A 21,651-nucleotide genomic window follows, 5' to 3' on the forward strand; every position below is an offset into this window, starting at 1 on the left:
GATATAATTGACGATAACAATTTTAAAACTTATATGACTTATATGGTTTAAAAAGATTAAAGCCCTAATTTTGCAGACTCAAAAACTAAAAGTGAAACAAATCCTCTTTAAAAATACCAATATCTCCTATTCCGATACCGGAAAAGGAACCGCTATTGTCTTGCTTCATGGTTTCTTGGAAAACAAAGGCATGTGGGATTTTTATATTCCGGAGTTTGCTAAAAAAAACCGCGTCATTACTATAGATTTATTGGGACATGGCGAAACGGAATGTTTGAGTTACGTGCAAACAATGGAAGATAATGCCGATGCTGTTCACGCAGTTTTATCGGAATTACGCATCCGAAAAGCCATTTTTGTCGGGCATTCTATGGGCGGTTATGTGGCTTTGGCTTTCGCCGAATTATATCCCGACACGATAAAAGGATTGGTTTTACTAAACTCGACCGCAAGAGCCGACAGCGAGGAACGAAAAACAAATCGGGATCGCGCTATTAAAGCGGTAAAACAATCTTTTATGAACTTTGTTTCACTTTCTATTGCAAACTTATTCAGCGAATCCAACAGAGAACGACTTTCATTAGAAATTGAAATCGTAAAAAAAGAAGCTTTAAAAACACCGCTGCAAGGAATTGTTGCGTCACTGGAAGGAATGAAAATACGACAAGATCGGGAAGTGTTGTTGCACCTTACACCTTATCCAAAATTATTAATTCTGGGCGAAAAAGATCCTGTCCTGAATTACGAAGAAACCAAAGAACAAATTGAAAACACAACGGTAAAATTAGTGACTTTTCCGGACGGACACATGAGCCATATTGAAAACAAGGACCAGTTATTGATTGTATTGTTGGCTTTTTTCAAAAGCATCTAAATCATTCCTGATTTCAAATATCCTTTTTCCACCAATTCGTTTTTGTCTTTTAAATGGTGCATTTTTCCTTCTTTCATCAACGCTAGTTTTGTGGAAACCTTAATCACATTCTCATAGTTATGATCCGTGATAATAATGCCTTTTTCACTGGACATTGCGGTAATCAATTCATTAATTTTTTCAATCATTATGGGAGACAAACCATTGTAAGGCTCGTCCAGCAAAACAAATTTTGACGCATTGTTCAGGATTAATTTAATTTCTAAATACCGTAATTCTCCGCCGGATAAATGCTTTATTTTTTTATCTAACATCGATTGAATCATTTCATCAGCATAGAAATCCTGTAATTTCTCTTTGGCAATCGACAATAAGATTGTCTTTTTTATCGAAAATGAATTTGGAATAAAATTATCTTGGGGCAAGTAACTAATTTCATTTAGCAAATCGCTGGTTTTTGATTTCACAGCACCATCAACTCGAACAAATTTAAAATCAGAAGTGACAATTCCGAAAATGATTTTCAATAAAGTAGATTTCCCGGAACCATTTCTTCCTAAAACGCCAATAATATCGGCGGTTTCGCATTTCAAATACACATCGGAAACTATGATTTTACCATCATACTGTTTTTGAACACTGTCTACTTCTAAAACACTCTTTGTCATACGAATTTCAAAACTACATTAATGACTAATATCAGCGCCAACGAAAAAACAAAATTCATTAGAAAACCATACACAAACAATTGCATTTTTGAAATTCCGTTGTTGTAATAAAATAGGTATTCATTTTTAGCATTCACTTCTTTTATCAAAATACTGATGAAGAAACCAAAAATAATAAGTACGTATTTAAAGGTTTCAAATCCTCCAAAAACCCATGCCAAACCACTTATTGACATGTTTATCGTCAAAGTGCTTTTGTAAAACTCAAAGATGTTGGCTAATTTTCTGATTGGGAGTTTTGTTTAAATTATTTTCTCTTCAAAAGGAATATTTTGATCTAAAATTTCACTTAATAAAAGAACCATTTGTTCTAAATAATTACTCAAAATTTCTTCGTTTATAATCGAATTTATTTCTTTGTCTTCTTTAAAATTAAATGGAAGAAAACCTGCTTTTAAATTCTTAAAAGAGATAATTCCGGCTTCAATTGGCTTTCCTTTTGCCTCATGTTCATACATATAAGCATACGCGAGCACCTGAATGATTTTATCGCTTTTAATGTCTTCGGTTAATCGGTTCCAAGATTTCAAAGTAACGCTTGCTTTTTCTACTTTTCCGGTTTTATAATCGATGATTCGAATAATTCCGTTGCGTTCTTCAATTCTATCTACATTTCCTTTTATCAATACCGGAAAAGGCAAATTAGGATGATTTAAAGTTCTCCCAAAAGTTTGTTCTAAAGCTATAATTTTTATCGCATCTCCGTTTTTAATACTTTCCAGTTCCACTTTCAGGAAATTCGAAACATTACGTTTGGCCACTTCAAAAGCCAACAAATTTCGACCTTTTTTGATTTCACCTTCTTTGTAAACCAATTTAAACTGTTTCAAAACCTCAGCGTCAATTTGTTTGAAACAATTTAGAATATCACTTTCCGAAATAAATTTACCAATGAAAGACTCGTACAAAACTTTCAAAGTTTCATGGATAATAGTTCCTAAGGTATTTAGAGCAATATTTTCCTCGACTTCTTCGACTTCGCTGATACGTAAAATCTTCTGGAAATAAAACTGAATAGGATTACGAATATAACTCGTCAATGCCGATGGAGAAAACCCTTTTTCGGCAATTTCTTTCAATCTTACCATCACACTTTCTGATTTTGGAATCACCATCGGCTGATACGCAGTTTCGGGTAAAACAGCATTGTAAATTTCGTGCGTAAGGGTATGATTTCTTTGCTTTTCGACTTCCAATTGGGTTATGAATCGGCTTTTTTCACCCGCATCCAGACCTTCACTTTCCGTATTATAAAGCAAGTAAATGTTTTTGGCGCGTTGCAACAAATGATAAAAATGATAAGTATAAATCGCGTCTTTTTCTTTGAAAGTTGGCAAACCCAATTCTCGTTTCACATCATACGGAATAAACGAGTTTTGCGATTTTCCCGCCGGAAATTTCCCTTCATTCATCGAAGTGACAATAACGGTGTCAAAATCCAAAACACGACTTTCTAACACTCCCATAATCTGTAAACCATTCAATGGTTCTCCTTCAAAAGACACTTCCGCTAAATCAATTACTTGTTTGTAAATGGCATAAAGCGTTTCTATTTTATCGATATGTTTGTGTTTAGAATAATAATTAATCAGTTTATTGATGACTTTGAAAATGGCAAATACAAAAGACTTGGTGATTTTTTCTTCTTCGATATCGTTGCTTAAATTTTCTTTTATTGTTTGCAATAATTTAGAAATCGTCTCTAATACCGGAATCGAACCCTTTTCCCATTTTTGGAATAATAAGAGAAACAATTCACTCGGAATTGCATTCAATTCCATCAATTTATGATGCGTAATAAAAGTATAATTATTTTGATTGATGGTATGGACAAGCGCGCTGGTTTTTGCATACGGTTCCACCAAAGGATGCGTCAAAATATCCAACACATCTTTGTAATACAACACATAATTTTTGGCATTTCTGGATAATGCATTCGTATGCATTTTGAATAATTTGGCAATCAAAATCTGCGCTGGATTGTTCTTACTCGAATATCCCATTGTAATATTCAAAGCACCAACGCTTGACGGTAAAGAATATAAAAGCGGGACTAGAAGATTTTCCTCACCCAAAACCACAGCCACTTTATCCAACTTGCCTTCAGGATTTTTATTGATGACATTCTCGATAATACTTCCGGCTATTTTGGCCTGACCAATAGTTTTTGGTGTTCCAATCACCTGAATGTTTTTTGTCTTCGAAAAGTCATTCACAATCCATTCAAACGGATGCTGTTTATAATGTTTCCAACTTTCTTTGAAACGTCTTACAAAGAGTCCTGCATCGTGATACGGATCATTTAGAAAGGTTTGGTCTGCGTCCCAATAAATTTTCGCCTGATCAGAAGCGATAAGGTGTTGGATTACTTTTTCTTCGGCGGCATTCAACGCATTAAAACCAGCAAAGACAAATTGTTTTTCTTTTACCGAATTCGAAAAATGATTTAAGTTATTTACTGCTTCTCTATAAATCAAGCCTTGATAACCGATTCCTTTGTTTAGTAAATGTGTATAAAGGGATTGATAGTAATTGGGAAGTAATTTCCAAAAATCAATATATTTCTCTAATAATGCCGTTTTATTCTCGACTTCAATTCCCCATTTTTTGATGTCTTCAATATCTTTCAAATACGAAAGAACATGTGATGGTTCTAATAAATAACGGTCAATTTCATTAAAGTCCTGGACTAGTGTTTTGGCCCAATTAGCAAACAATTCAAATGATTGTTGGTTTGCTTTATCAGTAATTGATAAGTAGACTTCGTAGAATTCAAATAATAGTTCAATAGGGTCTATGGTACGAATACCAGCAATATTTTGAACAAAATCTTCGATACTTATAATTTCGGGAGAAAGGATATTAGTTGCAACTTGATTTTTTAACGCTTCAATCAGGAATATTTTGGCTCGTTTGTTTGGTAAAACTACAATCGTATTGGAAAGATTGTCTAAATAATTTTCAATTAAAATTGTGGCTATTTTATCTAAAAAAGAAATATTTGTCATTTTATAAAAATAAAAAAAACGCCTCGATAAATCGAGGCGTTTTCTAAAAAATTTTGAAGGAAATTATTTTTGTAAAATAACTTCAGTTCTTCTGTTTTTTGCTTTACCAGCAGCAGTTTTGTTTGTTTCAACTGGAGTACTTTCTCCAAAACCAACAGCGTTTAAGTTTTCAGCTTTGATACCTCTTTCTAATAAAGCATCTCTAACTACATTAGCTCTGTCTTCAGAAAGTTTTTGATTCATTTCGTCTGAACCATCGCTATCTGTATGTCCTTCAACACTAAATTTAGCATTAGGATAGTTTTTAAGAATGTTAGCCATTGCATCTAATCTAGCAGGAACATCACCAGCTTTGAAAGTAGATTTACCTGAATTAAAGTAGATTGCTCTAGCTTGAATTTTAAGGTTATCTAAAGCTTCAGTAGTTACCTCAGGACATCCTCTGTTACTAGCTGGACCAGCTACAGTAGGACAATCATCATCTTTGTCTAATACTCCGTCTCCGTCAGTATCTGGCCAAGGACAACCACCATTTTCTTTAGGACCTGCAACAGTAGGACATTTGTCATCTTTGTCAGCAATTCCATCTCCATCAGCATCAGGACAACCGTTTAATGCAGCTAAACCAAAAACAGTAGGACATGCATCGTTTTTATCAGCAACACCATCTCCGTCAGTATCAGGACATCCGTTTAATGCAGCTAAACCAAAATCATTTGGACACTCATCAGCACTATCTTGAATTCCATCTCCATCAGTATCAGGACAACCATTGAATTCTTTTAAACCAGCAACTTCAGGACAAGCATCATCTTTGTCATAAATTCCGTCACCATCTGTATCTTTACCACCAAATTTGAAGATAAGACCAGCAGAGTGCTGAAAATGTGATGGAGCATCTGGAGTAGCAAAATTTACATTTCCTTCAGTTCTATCTCCAAAAGATTTTTTGTATCGAGTAGCAAGTTCTAAACCTACATTATCAGTAAACCATAATGTTAAACCAGCACCTGGATTTAAAGTTCCGTAGCTACTATCACCAAAGAAAGTATAACCTCCACCAATAGATAAAGACGGATCAATTACTTTAGAACTAATTAAGTTCATAAAACTATATTTGATAGTTGCATCAACACCATAGTACATCAAATCTCCAGGATTTCTTACTGCATATCCGCGAGAATCACTTCCAGTACTTCCAGGTGCAAATGTTACAAACTTATCGATTTTGTTAACAGATCCAGAAAGACCAAAAGAGAAGTTATCTCCTACGAATCTAGACACACTAAGGTAAGATACTGAAGGAAGGATATTCCAATTGTCTTTAACAGCAAATGGTTGAGAAAAATGGCGATCTAGCCAATTATGTCCTCCACCAGCACTAGTTCTAGTGTCAACGGCATTAACTCCGAAAGAGATAGCCCAAGGATTGTTACTGTCTTGTGCGTGAGAGCTTAAACCCATCACCATCATCACAGCAACTAAAATTTTGTTAAGATGTTTCATACTTAATTTTTTTAATTACAATTTAGTTAATTATATGCAAAAGTAGGACGTAAATTTTAAACTACAAAATGAAATGTTAAAAAAAACCTACAAACATGTCTAAAAGTGGGAATTATACAACATTTAACATTTTTCCAACCTCGATAAATGCACTAATTGCCTTGTCAAGATGTGCTGTAGTGTGAGCTGCAGACAGTTGTACTCTAATTCTGGCTTTATCTTTAGGCACCACTGGAAAAAAGAATCCAATAACATAAATACCTTTTTTTAACAGCTCATCAGCCATAGTTTGGGACAATTTTGCATCATAAAGCATAACAGGAACGATAGCTGAATCACCATCAATGATATCAAAACCAGCTTTTTTCATTCCTTCTTTAAAATAATTAGTATTCCACTCCAATTTATCACGTAAAGTAGTATCCTTTTCTAATAATTCAAAAACTTTGATTGATGCACCAACAATTGCAGGAGCAAGAGAATTAGAGAATAAATACGGCCTAGAACGCTGACGTAATATTTCGATAATTTCTTTCTTAGCAGTGGTATAGCCTCCCATTGCACCACCAAGAGCTTTACCTAATGTTCCTGTAATAATATCAACTCTTCCCATAACACCTTTTGCTTCAAGCGTCCCTTTCCCGGTTGCTCCAATAAATCCAGCAGCATGGCATTCATCAACCATAACCATTGCGTCATATTTATCAGCTAAATCACAAATTTTATCCAAAGGAGCCACAACACCATCCATAGAGAAAACACCATCGGTAACAATTAATTTGAAACGAGTTCCTGCCTCAGTAGCTTTGATTAATTGTTGTTCCAAATCATCCATATTGCTATTTTCATAACGATAACGAGCCGCCTTACACAAACGAACACCGTCTATAATAGAAGCATGATTTAAACTGTCTGAAATTATCGCATCGTTTTCTCCTAACAAAGGTTCGAAAACTCCACCATTAGCATCAAAAGCTGCAGCGTAAAGAATCGTATCTTCGGTTCCGTAAAATTCAGAAATCTTTTTCTCCAATGTTTTGTGAATATCCTGAGTTCCGCATATAAAACGAACTGACGACATTCCGAAACCATGCGTATCCAAAGCATCTTTAGCAGCCTGAATCACTTCTGGATGCGATGATAATCCAAGATAATTATTGGCGCAAAAATTCAGAACAGTTTCTCCTGTAGAAATAGTGATTTCTGCTCCTTGAGGCGAAGTTATAATTCTTTCTTTTTTGAAAATTCCGTTATCTTCAATAGTTTGTAATTCTGCTTGAAGATGTTCTTTTATTTTTCCGTACATTTTTTATGTTTTTAAAGTTCAATTTTGCGAATTATTCACTTTTTAGGTTACAAATTTACTACATCGATTTCTTTTCCGATGTAAATAAGTGCTTTTTTTGTCACTTTATAACCCATCAATTCAATTGCTGTTTGATAATTTTCCAATTGCTGTTGGTATTTCACATTATGTGTTCCTGTTTTATAATCCAGCAATAAGACTTCTTTGTTTTTTGTCAAAACCATTCGGTCGGGCTTAATGGTTCTTCCTTCTTTTTGAATGATTGTTTGCTCATTCAAAACTTCATTTCCTTCAGCAAAACAAATTTCTAATTCACTGTGATTGACGATTTCTTGAATTGTATTAAAAACTATTTCTTTCTGAGCAAAAGTGATCAATCCGTTTTCAATAGACTTTGTAATTGCCAAATCAACATCGTTTTTAGTTTTTACAAAAGATAAAATTTCATGAATAACATTACCATATTCTATAGCTTCCTGCTGATGCGTTCCCCACATTAATGCTTCTCGTTGCGCAATTTTTATATTCTTTGGATTTAGAATTTCTGGAACCAAAGGAATTGTTTTTGAAGTATCGACGTGCTCTTTTCCCGCAGACAATTTCATCGAATTACCAAATTCATATTCCAATTGATTTTCATCAAACCCAACTTTGTTATCTAAATAATTAATAAAAAATGAACACATATTATTCTTTGGCAATTCCCCTTTACTGGATAAATTCATGTTCGAAATAACATATAATTGTTCTTCGGCTCTTGTCAAAGCCACATACAAAACATTGATGTTATCCAATAATTCTTCCTGCTTTTTTTGATTGTAAACCTCAGCAGCTTCTTCTCCAAATCCTTCAACCGCACTGCTGTTATCAATCAACACTTTTGGCAAACCAAAATCCTGTTCTTCAGCATTCAGCCATAACTTGTCTTTTGGCTTTCTATTGTAATCTTCTTCAGCAAAAGGAAAAATCACAACCGGAAATTCCAATCCTTTCGATTTATGAATCGTCATAATCCGAACGGCATTAGTTCCTTCCGGAGACGGAATACTAAATTTCTCCGCATTTTTATCCCAGAAATTCAAGAAATCTGAAATTCCTGCTTGGTTACGAATATCTCGCTCTAGAACAATGTCCAGAAAATATTGAACGTAAGCATTACTAACTTTTGGGTTCAGGAACTTTGTTATTATAGTCTCCACCGCTTCATACAATGATTTTTTTCTAATGTTTTGAAACGAAAGCGAAACATCGAAACTCATTAACCACTCTTCGAAATCAGTTTCCTGAAATAAGGCCATTCCTTGAGCGATAAAATCATGAATAGGTAATTTATCCTGACTGTTTTGCGCTAAATATTGAAGAAAATTTGCTTTGGATTCCAAATCAGAATTGTTTTTCAAATATTTCAATAAATGAATAATCAATCGAACTTCGGTGGCGTTTTGAATCATCAAAGTTTCCGATGACAAAAGCGGAATTCCTTGTTCTGTCAAATAATTCGCAATCGCAATTCCTTGACTTCGTTTTCGAGTCAGAATCACAATGTCTTTATATTGAAACCCTTCTTTTAAAGTTTTTTGAATCGTATTTAAGGTTGCAAAAACATACAAATCGGTTTTATCCAACGTTTCTTCGTCATCCTCCGAAGTTTCTACTTTTGGAATAAAAGAAATATTTACATAGCCACCCGTTTTATCATTCGTTTTTTGATGGCTATGATTTTCATACAAATCTTTATAATCCAAATGCTCGAATTCATTCGAAATCAATTTAAAAAAATCATTATTAAATTCGATTATCTGCGAATAAGAGCGGTAATTTTTATCTAAATGTTCGAGTCTTTTATCGGGATTGTTGAATGGATTTTGGTCTTTACTCAATTCAATAAATTGTTCCGCTTTTCCGCCACGCCAACGGTAAATGGATTGTTTAGGATCGCCAACAATCATCAAAGTTCCTTTTACACCAAAATCATCCTGACCCGAAAGCGCATTATCTATCAGCGGAATCAGGTTCTGCCATTGCATTTCGGAAGTATCCTGAAATTCATCAATGAAAAAATGACGGTAGCGTTCGCCCAATCGTTCATATATAAAAGGAGCAGGTTGGTTTTGAATTTCCCGATGGATAATTGCATTAAATTCCGATATGGAAAGTACATTTTGTTCTTCCTGAATTTTGGCTAATTCATTACTTACTGTATTCAGCAATGACAAAGGCGTAATATTTTTGAGGAACGCTTTATAGAAATTTATCTTTTCGAAAGCAGTATAAACTTTAGTCAGAATTTGCAAAAATTCAGGAATCAAATTTTCAATAATCGCTCGATCTTTTGCCGTTTTATTGATTGCAATATCATCAAACTCATGAAAAGTTTTATTCTTGGGATTGAATTTCCCTTGTTGAATACTATTAATATGATTGGGAAAAGTGCCTCTGGAAAAAGATTTTACATCAATTCCATTTTTATCAATTAAGGTCAACGCTTCTTCTGCAAAAACAATCGTTTGCTTTTCTAAGTCTTTGCAGGCTTCGGAAAGTTTGGTTTTGATTTCGACAAACTCAGCGATGGATTTATCTTGAAAATGCGTGATTTCGTTTCTATTATTTTCGTTTAAAACCAAACGACCCGTTTCGAGAATTTCCCGAGAAATATCCCAAGATTTATCATCATCGGTTTTTTCCATCGTGAAATCGATTAACAGTTTTGTTAATGTTTCATCTTCACCGGCTTGGGCAATAATTGCATCAACGGCTTCTATCAATAAATTTTCAGTGTCCAATGTAACTTCAAAAGTCATGGGTAAATTCAAATCATGCGCAAAAGCACGAATCACTTTATGCGTGAATTTATCAATGGTCGATATATCAAAAGCAGCATAATTATGAATAATGTGCTTGATGATTTGCTGTGATTTGGTTTTGATTTGAATGATGGATAATTCCGTGTCAATGGATAAATCCTGCATTAAATCCTGTGCTTTTGCACTTGGTTCGTCCTTGGCAAATTCGGATAAACTGCCTACAATTCGGGATTTCATTTCGTGTACCGCTTTATTGGTAAACGTAATGGCGAGAATGTTGCGATAGGCATCATTTTTTGGCGCGACAAGAATAATTTTTAGGTATTCTTTGACAAGCGCATAGGTTTTTCCGGAGCCGGCCGATGCGTCGTATATGGAGAATGAAGGTCTTTGCATTACGTTTTTAGATTTCTGATTAACGTTTTTAGATTTCTGATGTAGAATTAGCGTTCTAATTTCCCAAATCCGTAGCCCTGATGGCAGCGGCATCCTTTCCTGCCGGTGTTCGGCGGGGAAGATATAGCGTACAGCAGGAAATAGCTTCTAAAAATACAAGTATTAATAGGTTACTTTTAAAATTTGCCCCGAAACTTCGGGATAAAACTTAAAAGTAGTATTTTTGCAGCATGGAAACAAATAGACAGAAAAAAATAGGTGGGGTTATCCAAAAAGATTTGGTTGATATTCTGCAAGGTGAAGTGAGAAAAAACGGATTGGCTAATTTAATCATTTCGGTATCCAAGGTTACTGTGACTACAGATTTATCAGTAGCTACAGTGCATTTAAGTGTTTTTCCTCAGGAAAAAGCAAAAGAGATTTTAGAGGCGGTTAAGTCCAATGCTAAAAATATTAAGCATGATTTATCACAACGTGTTCGTTTGCAATTAAGAAAAGTTCCCAATTTGGTTTTCTTTATTGACGACTCTTTAGATTACATTGAAAAAATTGACAATGCTTTAGCAAATAGAGATAATCCTATTGAAAACAGAGATCTTTTGGACAAACGCAGATTTCAATAAAATTTGAATTTCCCCCTTTACATAGCCAAACGCTACATTCTTAGCAATAGTAAAAATAATGCTATAAACATCATCAATCGTATTGCCAGTTTGGGAATTATTGTTGGTGCCATGGCTTTGTTTGTGGTTTTATCCGTTTTTAGCGGGTTGAAGGTTTTTAGTCTTTCGTTTACGAATGACATTGATCCCGATTTAAAAATAAGTAGCACTTTAGGAAAATCCTTTTTGATTTCTCCAAGTCAGGAAAGCCAAGTCAAGAAAATTGACGGTCTTGCTTCCTATTCTAAAATCATAGAGGAGCGCGTTTTATTCACTTTTAAAGGTAAACAGGAAGTTACGTATTTGAAAGGCATTGATTCTAATTTTAGCAAAGTAAATGCTATTGAGAAAAAACTTTTCAACGGTCAATGGTTGAAACCGGATACGTATCAAGTAGTTGTGGGTTACGGAATTTCCCAGAAATTCTCCATGGGATTATTGGATTTTAATAATCAGTTGGAAGTTTTGGTTCCAAAGCCAGGAAAAGGCGCTATCGAAAATCCGGAACAAGCTTTTAACAAAACAGATGTAATTCCTGTTGGGATTTACGCTATTAGCGACGACCTTGATTCAAAATATGTTTTTGCCGATTTAGGTTTAGCCCAAGAATTACTGGAATATAAAACCAATCAGGTTTCTGGAATTGAAATCAAAACGAATCCTGGCGCTGAGGAAAGTGCCATTACAGAACATCTTCAAACCATTTTCGACAATAAAATCACCGTAAAAAACAGGGCTCAGCTCAACGAATCGCTCTATAAAATGTTGAACACGGAGAATATTGTGGTCTATTTAATCTTTACTTTGGTAATTGTAGTAGCACTTTTCAACTTAATTGGCGCACTGATAATGATGATTTTAGACAAAAAAGGAAACCTAAAAACCCTTTTTAATCTTGGAACTGAAATCAAGGATTTAAGAAAAATATTTATGCTTCAAGGTACTTTACTGAGTGTTTTTGGCGGAATTATTGGACTAACTTTAGGAATTATAATCGTGTTGCTACAGCAATATTTCCAACTTATTATGTTAACACCCAATCTTCCGTATCCAGTGATTTTCTCTTTCGAAAATGTACTTATTGTTATGGGAACTATTGTGGCGCTTGGCTTTATTGCTTCCTTAATTGCAAGTAGCCGCGTGAGCAAGAAGTTGTTGGAGTAATTTTTTTACCGCTAATTCGCAAGTTTTTTCAAAATATATTGAAATTTGCAGTTGATTTTTGAATAATCACCAACTATAAATTAGCGAATTTGCGGTAAAAGATGATTAATATTTAATGACTACACAACCTCATATCCTGCATACGCTTCTTCGATTTCATTTAAAGCGGCGAATAATTCTTCCGGTCGATCTAGCGTTACTAATTTTTGTTTGTGGGTTTTAAAAGAATGAATTCCTTTGAAATAATTCGTGTAATGAGGACGCGTTTCAACAATTCCTAATCGTTCGCCTTTCCATTCCATGGCCCAAGTCAAGTGATTTCTGACAGCTTCTACTCTGTCTATAACCGTTGGTTTTGCTAAATGTTCTCCTGTTTTAAAGTAATGTTTGATTTCGTCAAAAATCCAAGGATAACCAATGGCAGCGCGACCAATCATGATTCCGTCGATGCCGTAATCATTTTTATATTGTAATGCTTTTTCCGGAGAATCGATATCTCCATTACCAAAAATAGGCATCGTGATTCTAGGATTATTTTTTACTCGGGCAATGTGCGACCAGTCTGAATGGCCTTTATACATTTGGGCACGAGTTCTGGCATGTATGCTCAAAGCAGCAACACCAATATCTTGCAAACGCTCCGCAACCTCATCAATATTAATGGAATTATCATCCCAACCCAAACGGGTTTTTACAGTTACGGGCAAATGTGTGCTATCAATAACCGCCTGTGTTAAACGAATCATCAAATCAACGTCTTTCAACACTCCGGCTCCAGCACCTTTACAAACGACTTTCTTAACTGGGCATCCAAAATTAATATCGATTATATCTGGATTTACGGTAGATACAATTTTTGAAGATAGTGCCATTGCTTCTTCGTCTCCGCCAAAAATCTGGATTCCTACGGGTCTTTCATAATCAAAAATGTCTAATTTCATTCGGCTTTTGATGGCGTCACGAATTAAACCTTCGGATGAAATAAATTCAGAATACATCATATCGGCACCATGCATTTTGCACAATCTACGAAACGGCGGATCACTCACATCTTCCATGGGTGCAAGAAGTAAAGGGAAATCTAGTAATTCTATGTTGCCTATTTTTATCAAGGGAATTTTTTTGCAAAAATACGTAAATGTTTGTAAGTCTAAAACATTTTCTTTTCGGTTAGGTATTTCCAGTAGCGTTTGGGAACGTGTTGAACGTGCAACTTGGTGTTTTTTCGTTCTTTTATATTGGTATGATCAAAATATTCCCACCATAGTTTTTGATAGTTGATTTCAGTATCTGAGAAAACTTGATTGTTTTTATCGTCCAATGATTTGATGTCTAAATCCATCATCACAATTTCGGCATCATTCAAATCGTAATACACACCATATTTGCGACGTAAATCATAAATAATCCATTTTTGATCTTGGTAGCGATTTTTAAAATGTCTAATAATCAACGTTAAAACATCGAAATCAGGATCAATTTTAGCAAAATAAATACCGTCTTTTAATTGTTCGAACCGAATAAAGGCTTCCATTCGATGCTTCTCACGACCAACATTTTTAGTAAGTTGAGAAATTTGCAAGACACTTTCATTCGAAAAATCCTTCATGATATTAATCGTAGGATTTTGAACAGCGTAATTAATTACATCGAAAATCACATCTTCGACAGCTGGTTTTTCGGAGAGAAAAGCCCAAATAATACAACGAACACCATCACTTCCAATTTGTGCATTGAGTTTTTTTATCACCCTGTCCGATTTAGAAACATCAGTAGTGATTTCTATTTTTTCGGCAAATAAATTCTGCTGAAGATCGTCTTTTTTACTGATTTTAGGTTCTGGATATTTGTATTCATAAATTTCGAAAACCGCAGTCAATAAGCCTTCAAAACTATTATCGTAAGAAAGTTGCGTCATTGAGTAATGATAATTGATTATCAAACGGTTTCTCAAACTTGGATTTCATATCACCCAAAATAATTTCCTTTAAATTCAAGGCGTTCAAGAATTTTAAATGGGTATTCTCGTTGCTTACTGATATAAAATATTTGGCTCTGTTTACCGATACGCCAATTTTTTTTAGATGTTCCATTGTCAAGTTTTGGAATCGTCTTGCATATACAATTTTATGTGCCGATTTAACTCCGATTCCAGGTACACGCAAAATCATTTCTAGCGGAGCATTTTGGATAATTACTGGGAATTGGGTAATGTTTCGCAACGCCCAGCCCATTTTTGGATCGACTTCTAAATCAAGAAACGGATTGTTTTTTTCCAGAATTTCATTGGCTTTAAAGCCATAAAAACGCATGAGCCAATCGGCTTGATAGAGTCTGTTTTCGCGAACCAACGGCACCTGAGCGCCAATTGCCGGTAATCTAGCATCGTTAGAAACAGGAACATAACCGGAGTAATACACTCGTTTCAGATTAAAATTATTATAAAAATGGTCCGCAACCTGAATGATTTGAAAATCGTTTTCCTGCGTTGCGCCTATAATTACTTGGGTACTTTGACCAGCTGGAGCAAACTTGGGTGTGCTTTTGAATTTTTTCTTTTCTTCTTTATATTGAATCAGCTCATTTTTCACAAAACGCATCGGCTTTATCATGTCTTGATGGTTTTTATCCGGAGCCAATAATTTCAATCCGGACTCAGTGGGAATTTCGAGATTCATACTCAACCTATCTGCATATAATCCAGCTTCGCGCATCAATTCATCACTAGCGCCAGGAATACTTTTCAAGTGAATGTATCCGTTAAAATTGTGTTCCAATCGTAATTTTTTAGCCACACGTACCAAACGTTCCATGGTATAATCGGCATTTTTGAAAATTCCAGAACTTAAAAAAAGTCCTTCGATATAATTTCTTCGATAAAAATTGATGGTCAAATCAACGACTTCGTCTACGGTAAAAGCAGCGCGCTGAATGTCATTACTTTTTCGAGTAACGCAATAGGCACAATCGTAAATACAAAAATTTGTCAACAGTATTTTGAGCAAGGAAACACAACGTCCATCCTCCGTATATGTGTGACAAATTCCCGAACTGGATGAATCACCAAGTCCTTTATTGGTGTTTTTCCGATTGCCGCCACTAGAAGAACATGACACATCATATTTAGCCGCATCTGCGAGAATTTCTAATTTTTCTTTGATTTTATCGAAGTTCAAATGAAGTATTTTTTAATTTTAAAGGAAGGCAAAGTTAGTTATAAAAATACTTGTTATAGTTTTATTTTGAGTTAATTAACACTCAAAAAAAAGTAATACCAAGTATAACAATCGATTATAAATTAATACTATTTTTACAAAAACACACAGATGCACTTTGACTTTGGATTTTACAGTTCTGTTTTACTTATTTCTTTTACCCAGGGCATTATTTACAGTTGTCTATTACTTGCTAAAGCTATTAAAACCGAAAACAAATCTAATTATTGGCTGAGTCTTTTTATTTTTCTATGTAGTCTCTACATTGCACCTTGGCTACTTGGTTTTGGTGGCTGGTATGACAATCAACCTTACCGGGATATTTTGTTTTACACACCGTTACAGCATCTCTTTTTTATTGGACCCGTAATCTTTTTTTACACGCAAAGTTTGTTGAATCCTTCTTTTAAATTTTCAAAAAAAGACATTGGTCATTTGCTTCCTGGATGTATCTATTTTATTTATATCATCTCCATTTTTATTTACGATAAGTTCATCTATGGTGATTACTACTTTTATAAAGACGGAATGGACAAGGATTTTGATGCATTTTATCAAAAGTTAGGTTTAGCCTCGATGATTTTTTATTTTATTTTAAGTATTCGATATTATAATGTCTACAAAAAACTAATGTTTCAGGTGGTAAGTTACGCTGATTCCATTTTGTTTAAATGGATAAAAACGTACTTGATTGCCTTTTTGGTAATGCTCGTTTTGCCAATCATTTTTGACATCATTGAATATATTTATCCAGAAATGAAATCTTACAAAGGGAGTTGGTGGTTTTATTTGTTCTTTTCGATTGTCATGTATTACATTGCTGTCATGGGATATTCTAATCCTGTGCTTTCGTCCATTCTGTATAAAATGTCATTATTTGATAAAAACCCCGTTCTTTTATTGTGTGAAAATCAACCCGGCGAGACAGAGACGATTATTGATATTCAGCATGAAACTTTTGAACAAACTATTTCGCCGGAAATCGAGCATTGGAAATCTAAAATTGAAATGCTGATTCAAGAACAAAAACTATATCAGAATCCTGAATTAACACTTACGGATTTAGCAAAAAAGTTAGACACCAACGCTGCAGTAATTTCTAAAACCATCAATCAAGGTTTTCAAATGAACTTTAACGATTGCATCAACACTTACCGAATTGAAGCTGTAAAAAATAGTTTTGCAAATGGCGAACATAAAAAATCGACCTTACTAGGAATTGCTTTCGATTGCGGATTTAACTCCAAAGCAACTTTTAACCGCGCTTTCAAAAAAAATACCGGAAAAACACCCAAAGAATATCTCGCTTTTCTATAAAACACAATTATCTAACGATTTATACACTTTAAAAAATGAGTATCAAATTATAATTTGAAGCGCTCAACAGTTTTTTATGCTCCAACTTTGCCCTGTTGTTAATGGCTAACAGCATGAAAACCTAAAGCATAAATTATGAAAAAAATCTTCTTCGCAATCGTACTAACAATTACGTCATTTGCAAATGCGCAACTAAAGGGTTCAGGAAAATTAGTTACAAAAACCTTCGAGTACAAAAACTTTGACAAAGTCTATTTTGAAGATTTAGATGGAAAAATCGAAGTCGAAATTGGTAAACCTTGGAGTATTTTAATTACAATTGATGACAACCTAGAAAGTCTTTTACATCTATCGGAAAATGTTTCAGAGAATGAATTAAAAATTCAATTCAGAGGAAACAAGGACAATCAAATGTATGTTGAAAATACCAATTTAAAAATCAAAATTACAATGCCAGAGGCGAGTGTCATTAAAAATTCCGGAAGCACTAATTTGAGTGTTCAGAATATTTCAGGCCGTTACTTTAAACTGGAAAATACTGGAAATGGCGATAGCAATGTTAGCGGTACAATTGATGTTTTGGACATTATTAAAATTGGAAATGGCGATGTTGACGCTTCAAATCTTAACGTTAAAAAAGCGGAATTAAAAAGCAGTGGAAACGGAGATTTAACTGTAAATGTTTCTGAAACGCTTTCAGCTAGATTAACCGGAAATGGCGATATTATAAATAAAGGCAAAGCAAATTTTGATTCGGGCTCAAAAAAATCAGGCAATGGAGATTTAATTCTTAAACTCTAACAAATTCAAATCTAAAAAATATGATACTACTCACTAGAATTACAAAACCTATACTATTACCAAATTGGTCACAAGATTTATTTTTAACAATTCCGCGAATTGTATGTGGATATTTACTCGCCTTCGATTTTGGAGCAGCAAAATTCGGAATGCCCTGGTCACCAGTTGACAATAATTTAGGATTATTTGAAGTCGCTTTTTGGTTCCCTAATGATGTAGCTAGTTATGGAGGAATTTTTGCTATTGCTCCAGCGTTCTTTGCTTGGATAGGTGCCTTTGCAGAAGCAGTTGGCGGTATATTTTTACTACTGGGACTGCAAACAAGAGTAACATCATTCCTTATTATCTGCACGATGCTGGTTGCTATTTTCATGCAACAAATCAACAACGGATTATGGAATTGTCTTGCCGCAATGGGATTTCTTTGGGTAACAATGTTCTATTTAATCCTTGGTTCAGGAAGATTTGGAATTGATTATTTATTATCTAAAAAATAACTCGTATTATGAAAACTAAACTAGCAATAATAGCACTACTACTTTCTTTAATTTTGACAAGTTGCGTTCAAAAAACGTATCACAAAATAGTTGTTTTTACATTGGATGCATCCGAAATAAAAAACATTAAAACTGTGGGTATAAAAGGGAATGATAAACCCTTATCATGGAGTAAAAGCAGTGAAATGAGGGCCATTAAAAAAGACAGTCTATACCAGTTAACCATTACTTTTGAAACTGGTTATACGTTTACTGAAATAAAATTTATGGTAAATGACAGTTTAGAATTTGAAAACCAAGACAACCGAAGAGTCAATTTCTCCATAACAGACACTACTTTTTACAAAGCAAAATTCAATTACAAGCATACAAATCCTTAATTCTTAATTTTTCAAACACCACATAATTAAATCGAATTCAACTGTCAAACTTTTACCTTATATTTGCAAATTAAATGCGAGAGCATCAGTAAAATTGACAGATACAGAAAATGAAACACATAAGGAATTTTTGCATAATTGCACATATTGACCACGGAAAAAGTACGCTTGCTGACCGATTATTAGGCGCAACACAAACCGTTACTGCTCGTGAGGAAAAAGCGCAATTGCTAGACAATATGGACTTGGAGCGCGAACGTGGGATTACCATAAAAAGTCATGCGATTCAGATGGAATACACCTATAAAGGGCAAGAATACATTCTGAATTTGATTGATACTCCAGGACACGTCGATTTTTCGTATGAAGTTTCTCGTTCGATTGCAGCTTGCGAAGGTGCACTTTTGATTGTAGATGCAGCGCAAAGTATCCAAGCACAAACGATTTCTAATTTATATTTGGCTTTAGAAAATGATTTGGAAATAATTCCAGTTTTGAATAAAGTCGATTTACCAAGTGCCAATCCTGAGGAAGTAAGCGATGATATTATTGATTTACTTGGATGTAAATTAGAAGACATAATTCACGCATCGGGTAAAACTGGTTTTGGTGTTGAAAATATATTGGCAGCAATTATCGAAAAAATTCCGCCGCCATCAGGAAATGTAGATGAGCCGTTACAAGCATTGATTTTTGACTCACATTACAATCCGTTTCGCGGAATCGAAGTTATTTTCCGTGTGAAAAACGGACAAATAAAAAAAGGCCAAAAGATAAAATTCATGGCAACCGGAAATGAATATTTTGCAGACGAAATTGGTACCTTGAAACTAAACCAGGTTCCAAAACAAGTCATTTCTGCAGGTGATGTTGGATATTTAATTTCTGGAATTAAAGAAGCAAAAGAAGTAAAAGTGGGTGATACGCTAACAGATGCGAAAAACCCGACTACCAATATAATTACTGGTTTTGAAGATGTGAAACCAATGGTTTTTGCAGGGATTTATCCTGTAGATACTGAAGATTATGAAGAGTTGAGAAACTCTATGGAAAAACTGCAGTTGAATGATGCTTCGTTGGTGTTTTTACCCGAAAGTTCAGCCGCTTTGGGATTTGGTTTCCGTTGCGGATTTTTAGGAATGTTACACATGGAAATTATCCAAGAACGTTTGGAGAGAGAGTTCAACATGACTGTGATTACTACCGTTCCCAACGTTTCTTATTTGGCTTACACCAAAAAAGATCCTACAACACCACTTATCGTAAACAATCCTTCGGATTTGCCGGAGCCTTCTCGTTTAGATCATGTTGAAGAACCTTTTATAAAAGCAACTATCATTACCAAATCCGATTATGTTGGAAATGTAATGAGTTTGTGTATCGAAAAACGTGGGTTGATTACCAATCAAACATATTTGACTACCGAACGTGTTGAGTTGACTTTTGACATGCCTTTGGCAGAGATTGTATTTGACTTTTATGACCGTTTGAAAACCGTTTCTAAAGGATATGCTTCCTTTGATTATACGCCAATTGGGATGCGAACTTCTAATTTGGTTAAAGTGGATATCTTATTGAATGCAACGATCGTTGATGCTTTGTCCTCTTTGATGCATGCTGATAACGCGTATTCAATTGGTAAAAAAATGTGTGAAAAGCTGAAAGAATTAATTCCACGCCAACAATTTGACATTCCTGTTCAAGCCGCAATTGGGGTAAAAGTTATTTCGCGTGAAACAATAAAAGCGTTGCGTAAAGACGTTACCGCTAAATGTTATGGTGGAGATATTTCGCGTAAACGTAAATTATTGGAAAAACAGAAAAAAGGTAAAAAACGTATGAGACTGGTTGGAAATGTTGAAATTCCGCAAGAAGCGTTTATGGCTGTTTTGAAATTGAATGACTAATTTATTTTCGAAGAGAGAATAAAGAGAATAGAAAATAGAAGAAACCTGACGATGTTAAAATTGTCAGGTTTTTTTGTTTTTATTTATTCTTCAACCATTCAAACAATCGTTTAGCATCTTCGAATTTAAACAATTGGGTTCCTTCATTCATCGTTGCCGCCGATCCACAAGCAACTCCCCAGCGGATGACTTCTTTCAGACTTTTATTTTGCGAAAGTGCCCAAACCATTCCGCCAACCATACTGTCACCAGCACCTACTGTACTTTTTTTGGCCACATTGGGAGCAGGAACAAATTCGTAATCATCTTTTGTAACCAATACTGCACCTTGCGGACCAAGGGAAACAACTACGATTTCGGCGCCACCTTTAGCTATAATTTGTTTTGCGGCTTCATTTACTTCCTCCAGTTCCAATCGCTCGACGCCAATTAGTTTTGCAAGTTCACCAACATTTGGTTTGATCATATAAACACCCACTTCTAAGGCTTTTTTTAGTGCTTCGCCTGAAGTGTCCACAATTAATTTAGCATTTGATTTTTTTGCAATTTCTGCGATTTTTGAATAAAAATTGGCTGACAAACCTTCATTCAAACTGCCGCTGGCTACTAGGAATTTTGGTTTTAAAGCTGCTATGGTTTCTAAAATTCTTTCGCTTTCTTCTTCGGAAATTTTTCCACCGGTAAATCCAAATCGGTATTGAGAATTAGTATTATCATCCACGGCAACAAAACTTTCTCTGGTCCAACTTTCAACGGCAACAGCTTCATAGGCAATTCCTTCTTTAGCAACCAATTCTTCAAGCATTTTACCTGTAGGTCCGCCAGATGTAAAAACTGCCAATGAAGTTCCGCCCAAACGGGAAATTGCCTTAGACACGTTGATTCCGCCTCCACCAGCATCAAAGCGCGGTTCCTCACATCTAATTTTCTGTTCAGGAACCAAGCCTTTAAAATGGGTGCTTTTATCCAAAGCCGAGTTAACTGTTATAGTAACGATATCAAATGATTCCATTGTTGATGATTTTAATTACTTAAAGATGCAAAAAAAATGGCGAAAATTGATACAATTAGAGGCGAATATTTCTT

Annotated in this window: 18 protein-coding genes; 8 read left to right on the forward strand and 10 right to left on the reverse strand. The window is 34.7% G+C overall.

All coding sequences use genetic code 11. The annotated features are described in order from the left end of the window. Window positions 1-91: 91 nt before the first annotated feature. A complete protein-coding gene (locus IWX80_RS04620) occupies window positions 92-874 on the forward strand; it encodes an alpha/beta fold hydrolase (RefSeq protein WP_196852342.1) in 783 nt (260 codons plus the stop codon). On the opposite strand, the gene IWX80_RS04625 is transcribed toward IWX80_RS04620, so the two are convergent. The 6 genes from IWX80_RS04625 to IWX80_RS04650 form a co-directional block, all read right to left on the reverse strand. Then, a complete protein-coding gene (locus IWX80_RS04625; protein WP_196852343.1) occupies window positions 871-1,542 on the reverse strand; it encodes an ATP-binding cassette domain-containing protein in 672 nt (223 codons plus the stop codon). The genes IWX80_RS04620 and IWX80_RS04625 overlap by 4 nt on opposite strands. Next, a complete protein-coding gene (locus tag IWX80_RS04630; protein ID WP_196852344.1) occupies window positions 1,539-1,778 on the reverse strand; it encodes a hypothetical protein in 240 nt (79 codons plus the stop codon). The genes IWX80_RS04625 and IWX80_RS04630 overlap by 4 nt, the downstream gene beginning before the upstream one ends. Before the next feature lie 66 nt (window positions 1,779-1,844). After that, the gene (locus IWX80_RS04635) at window positions 1,845-4,610 is read right to left on the reverse strand and encodes a PD-(D/E)XK nuclease family protein (RefSeq protein WP_196852345.1); all 2,766 of its coding nucleotides are present in this window, start codon (window positions 4,608-4,610) and stop codon (window positions 1,845-1,847) included. A 63-nt stretch (window positions 4,611-4,673) separates the two neighbouring features. After that, a complete protein-coding gene (locus IWX80_RS04640) occupies window positions 4,674-6,116 on the reverse strand; it encodes an OmpA family protein (protein WP_196852346.1) in 1,443 nt (480 codons plus the stop codon). 112 nt (window positions 6,117-6,228) lie between these two features. Then, window positions 6,229-7,422, reverse strand: coding sequence for a glycine C-acetyltransferase (gene kbl / locus IWX80_RS04645; RefSeq protein WP_196852347.1), 1,194 nt, complete (start codon window positions 7,420-7,422; stop codon window positions 6,229-6,231). A gap of 47 nt (window positions 7,423-7,469) precedes the next feature. Then, complete coding sequence (locus tag IWX80_RS04650; protein ID WP_196852348.1) at window positions 7,470-10,622, reverse strand: UvrD-helicase domain-containing protein; 3,153 nt, start codon at window positions 10,620-10,622, stop codon at window positions 7,470-7,472. 230 nt (window positions 10,623-10,852) lie between these two features. On the opposite strand from IWX80_RS04650, the gene rbfA reads away from it, so the two are divergent. Further along, window positions 10,853-11,245 (forward strand): 30S ribosome-binding factor RbfA, encoded by a 393-nt coding sequence (rbfA, locus tag IWX80_RS04655; protein ID WP_091166278.1) that lies wholly within the window; start codon window positions 10,853-10,855, stop codon window positions 11,243-11,245. A 3-nt stretch (window positions 11,246-11,248) separates the two neighbouring features. Continuing rightward, window positions 11,249-12,448, forward strand: a complete 1,200-nt coding sequence (locus IWX80_RS04660) for an ABC transporter permease (RefSeq protein ID WP_196852349.1) — start codon at window positions 11,249-11,251, stop codon at window positions 12,446-12,448. 119 nt (window positions 12,449-12,567) lie between these two features. Here IWX80_RS04660 and dusB read toward each other — a convergent pair whose 3' ends face one another. From dusB to IWX80_RS04675, 3 genes are read right to left on the reverse strand one after another with little or no spacing between them, the layout of a single operon-like run. Then, window positions 12,568-13,560: a tRNA dihydrouridine synthase DusB gene (gene dusB, locus IWX80_RS04665; RefSeq protein ID WP_196852350.1), complete on the reverse strand. Its 993-nt coding sequence runs from the start codon at window positions 13,558-13,560 to the stop codon at window positions 12,568-12,570. A gap of 38 nt (window positions 13,561-13,598) precedes the next feature. Then, entirely contained in the window at window positions 13,599-14,366 is a 768-nt protein-coding gene (locus IWX80_RS04670) for a TIGR03915 family putative DNA repair protein (protein WP_196852351.1), read from the reverse strand. Next, window positions 14,344-15,624, reverse strand: a complete 1,281-nt coding sequence (locus IWX80_RS04675) for a putative DNA modification/repair radical SAM protein (protein ID WP_196852352.1) — start codon at window positions 15,622-15,624, stop codon at window positions 14,344-14,346. The genes IWX80_RS04670 and IWX80_RS04675 overlap by 23 nt, the downstream gene beginning before the upstream one ends. Window positions 15,625-15,774: 150 nt before the next feature. Between IWX80_RS04675 and IWX80_RS04680 the strand changes: the two genes are divergently transcribed. The 5 genes from IWX80_RS04680 to lepA all read left to right on the forward strand — a co-directional run bounded on the left by IWX80_RS04680 (window position 15,775) and on the right by lepA (window position 20,565). After that, entirely contained in the window at window positions 15,775-16,980 is a 1,206-nt protein-coding gene (locus IWX80_RS04680) for a helix-turn-helix domain-containing protein (protein WP_196852353.1), read from the forward strand. A 135-nt stretch (window positions 16,981-17,115) separates the two neighbouring features. After that, window positions 17,116-17,781: a GIN domain-containing protein gene (locus IWX80_RS04685; RefSeq protein ID WP_196852354.1), complete on the forward strand. Its 666-nt coding sequence runs from the start codon at window positions 17,116-17,118 to the stop codon at window positions 17,779-17,781. Window positions 17,782-17,801: 20 nt separating this feature from the next. Then, window positions 17,802-18,278: a DoxX family protein gene (locus IWX80_RS04690; protein ID WP_196852355.1), complete on the forward strand. Its 477-nt coding sequence runs from the start codon at window positions 17,802-17,804 to the stop codon at window positions 18,276-18,278. An 8-nt stretch (window positions 18,279-18,286) separates the two neighbouring features. Continuing rightward, window positions 18,287-18,658: a hypothetical protein gene (locus IWX80_RS04695; protein ID WP_196852356.1), complete on the forward strand. Its 372-nt coding sequence runs from the start codon at window positions 18,287-18,289 to the stop codon at window positions 18,656-18,658. Window positions 18,659-18,768: 110 nt separating this feature from the next. Further along, complete coding sequence (gene lepA / locus IWX80_RS04700; protein WP_091166283.1) at window positions 18,769-20,565, forward strand: translation elongation factor 4; 1,797 nt, start codon at window positions 18,769-18,771, stop codon at window positions 20,563-20,565. A 79-nt stretch (window positions 20,566-20,644) separates the two neighbouring features. Here lepA and IWX80_RS04705 read toward each other — a convergent pair whose 3' ends face one another. Further along, window positions 20,645-21,577, reverse strand: a complete 933-nt coding sequence (locus tag IWX80_RS04705) for a 1-phosphofructokinase family hexose kinase (RefSeq protein WP_196852357.1) — start codon at window positions 21,575-21,577, stop codon at window positions 20,645-20,647. Window positions 21,578-21,651: the final 74 nt, after the last annotated feature.

It is taken from the genome of Flavobacterium sp. CAN_S2, assembly GCF_015752255.1.
Taxonomy (GTDB): domain Bacteria; phylum Bacteroidota; class Bacteroidia; order Flavobacteriales; family Flavobacteriaceae; genus Flavobacterium.

Coding starts and splice junctions, on each gene's coding strand:
- IWX80_RS04625 (WP_196852343.1), bottom strand. CDS start 1,542: ATGACAAAGAGTGTTTTAGAAGTAGACAGTGTTCAAAAACAGTATGAT.
- IWX80_RS04630 (WP_196852344.1), bottom strand. CDS start 1,778: ATGTCAATAAGTGGTTTGGCATGGGTTTTTGGAGGATTTGAAACCTTT.
- IWX80_RS04635 (WP_196852345.1), bottom strand. CDS start 4,610: ATGACAAATATTTCTTTTTTAGATAAAATAGCCACAATTTTAATTGAA.
- IWX80_RS04640 (WP_196852346.1), bottom strand. CDS start 6,116: ATGAAACATCTTAACAAAATTTTAGTTGCTGTGATGATGGTGATGGGT.
- kbl (WP_196852347.1), bottom strand. CDS start 7,422: ATGTACGGAAAAATAAAAGAACATCTTCAAGCAGAATTACAAACTATT.
- IWX80_RS04650 (WP_196852348.1), bottom strand. CDS start 10,622: ATGCAAAGACCTTCATTCTCCATATACGACGCATCGGCCGGCTCCGGA.
- rbfA (WP_091166278.1), top strand. CDS start 10,853: ATGGAAACAAATAGACAGAAAAAAATAGGTGGGGTTATCCAAAAAGAT.
- IWX80_RS04670 (WP_196852351.1), bottom strand. CDS start 14,366: ATGACGCAACTTTCTTACGATAATAGTTTTGAAGGCTTATTGACTGCG.
- IWX80_RS04680 (WP_196852353.1), top strand. CDS start 15,775: ATGCACTTTGACTTTGGATTTTACAGTTCTGTTTTACTTATTTCTTTT.
- IWX80_RS04685 (WP_196852354.1), top strand. CDS start 17,116: ATGAAAAAAATCTTCTTCGCAATCGTACTAACAATTACGTCATTTGCA.
- IWX80_RS04690 (WP_196852355.1), top strand. CDS start 17,802: ATGATACTACTCACTAGAATTACAAAACCTATACTATTACCAAATTGG.
- IWX80_RS04695 (WP_196852356.1), top strand. CDS start 18,287: ATGAAAACTAAACTAGCAATAATAGCACTACTACTTTCTTTAATTTTG.
- lepA (WP_091166283.1), top strand. CDS start 18,769: ATGAAACACATAAGGAATTTTTGCATAATTGCACATATTGACCACGGA.
- IWX80_RS04705 (WP_196852357.1), bottom strand. CDS start 21,577: ATGGAATCATTTGATATCGTTACTATAACAGTTAACTCGGCTTTGGAT.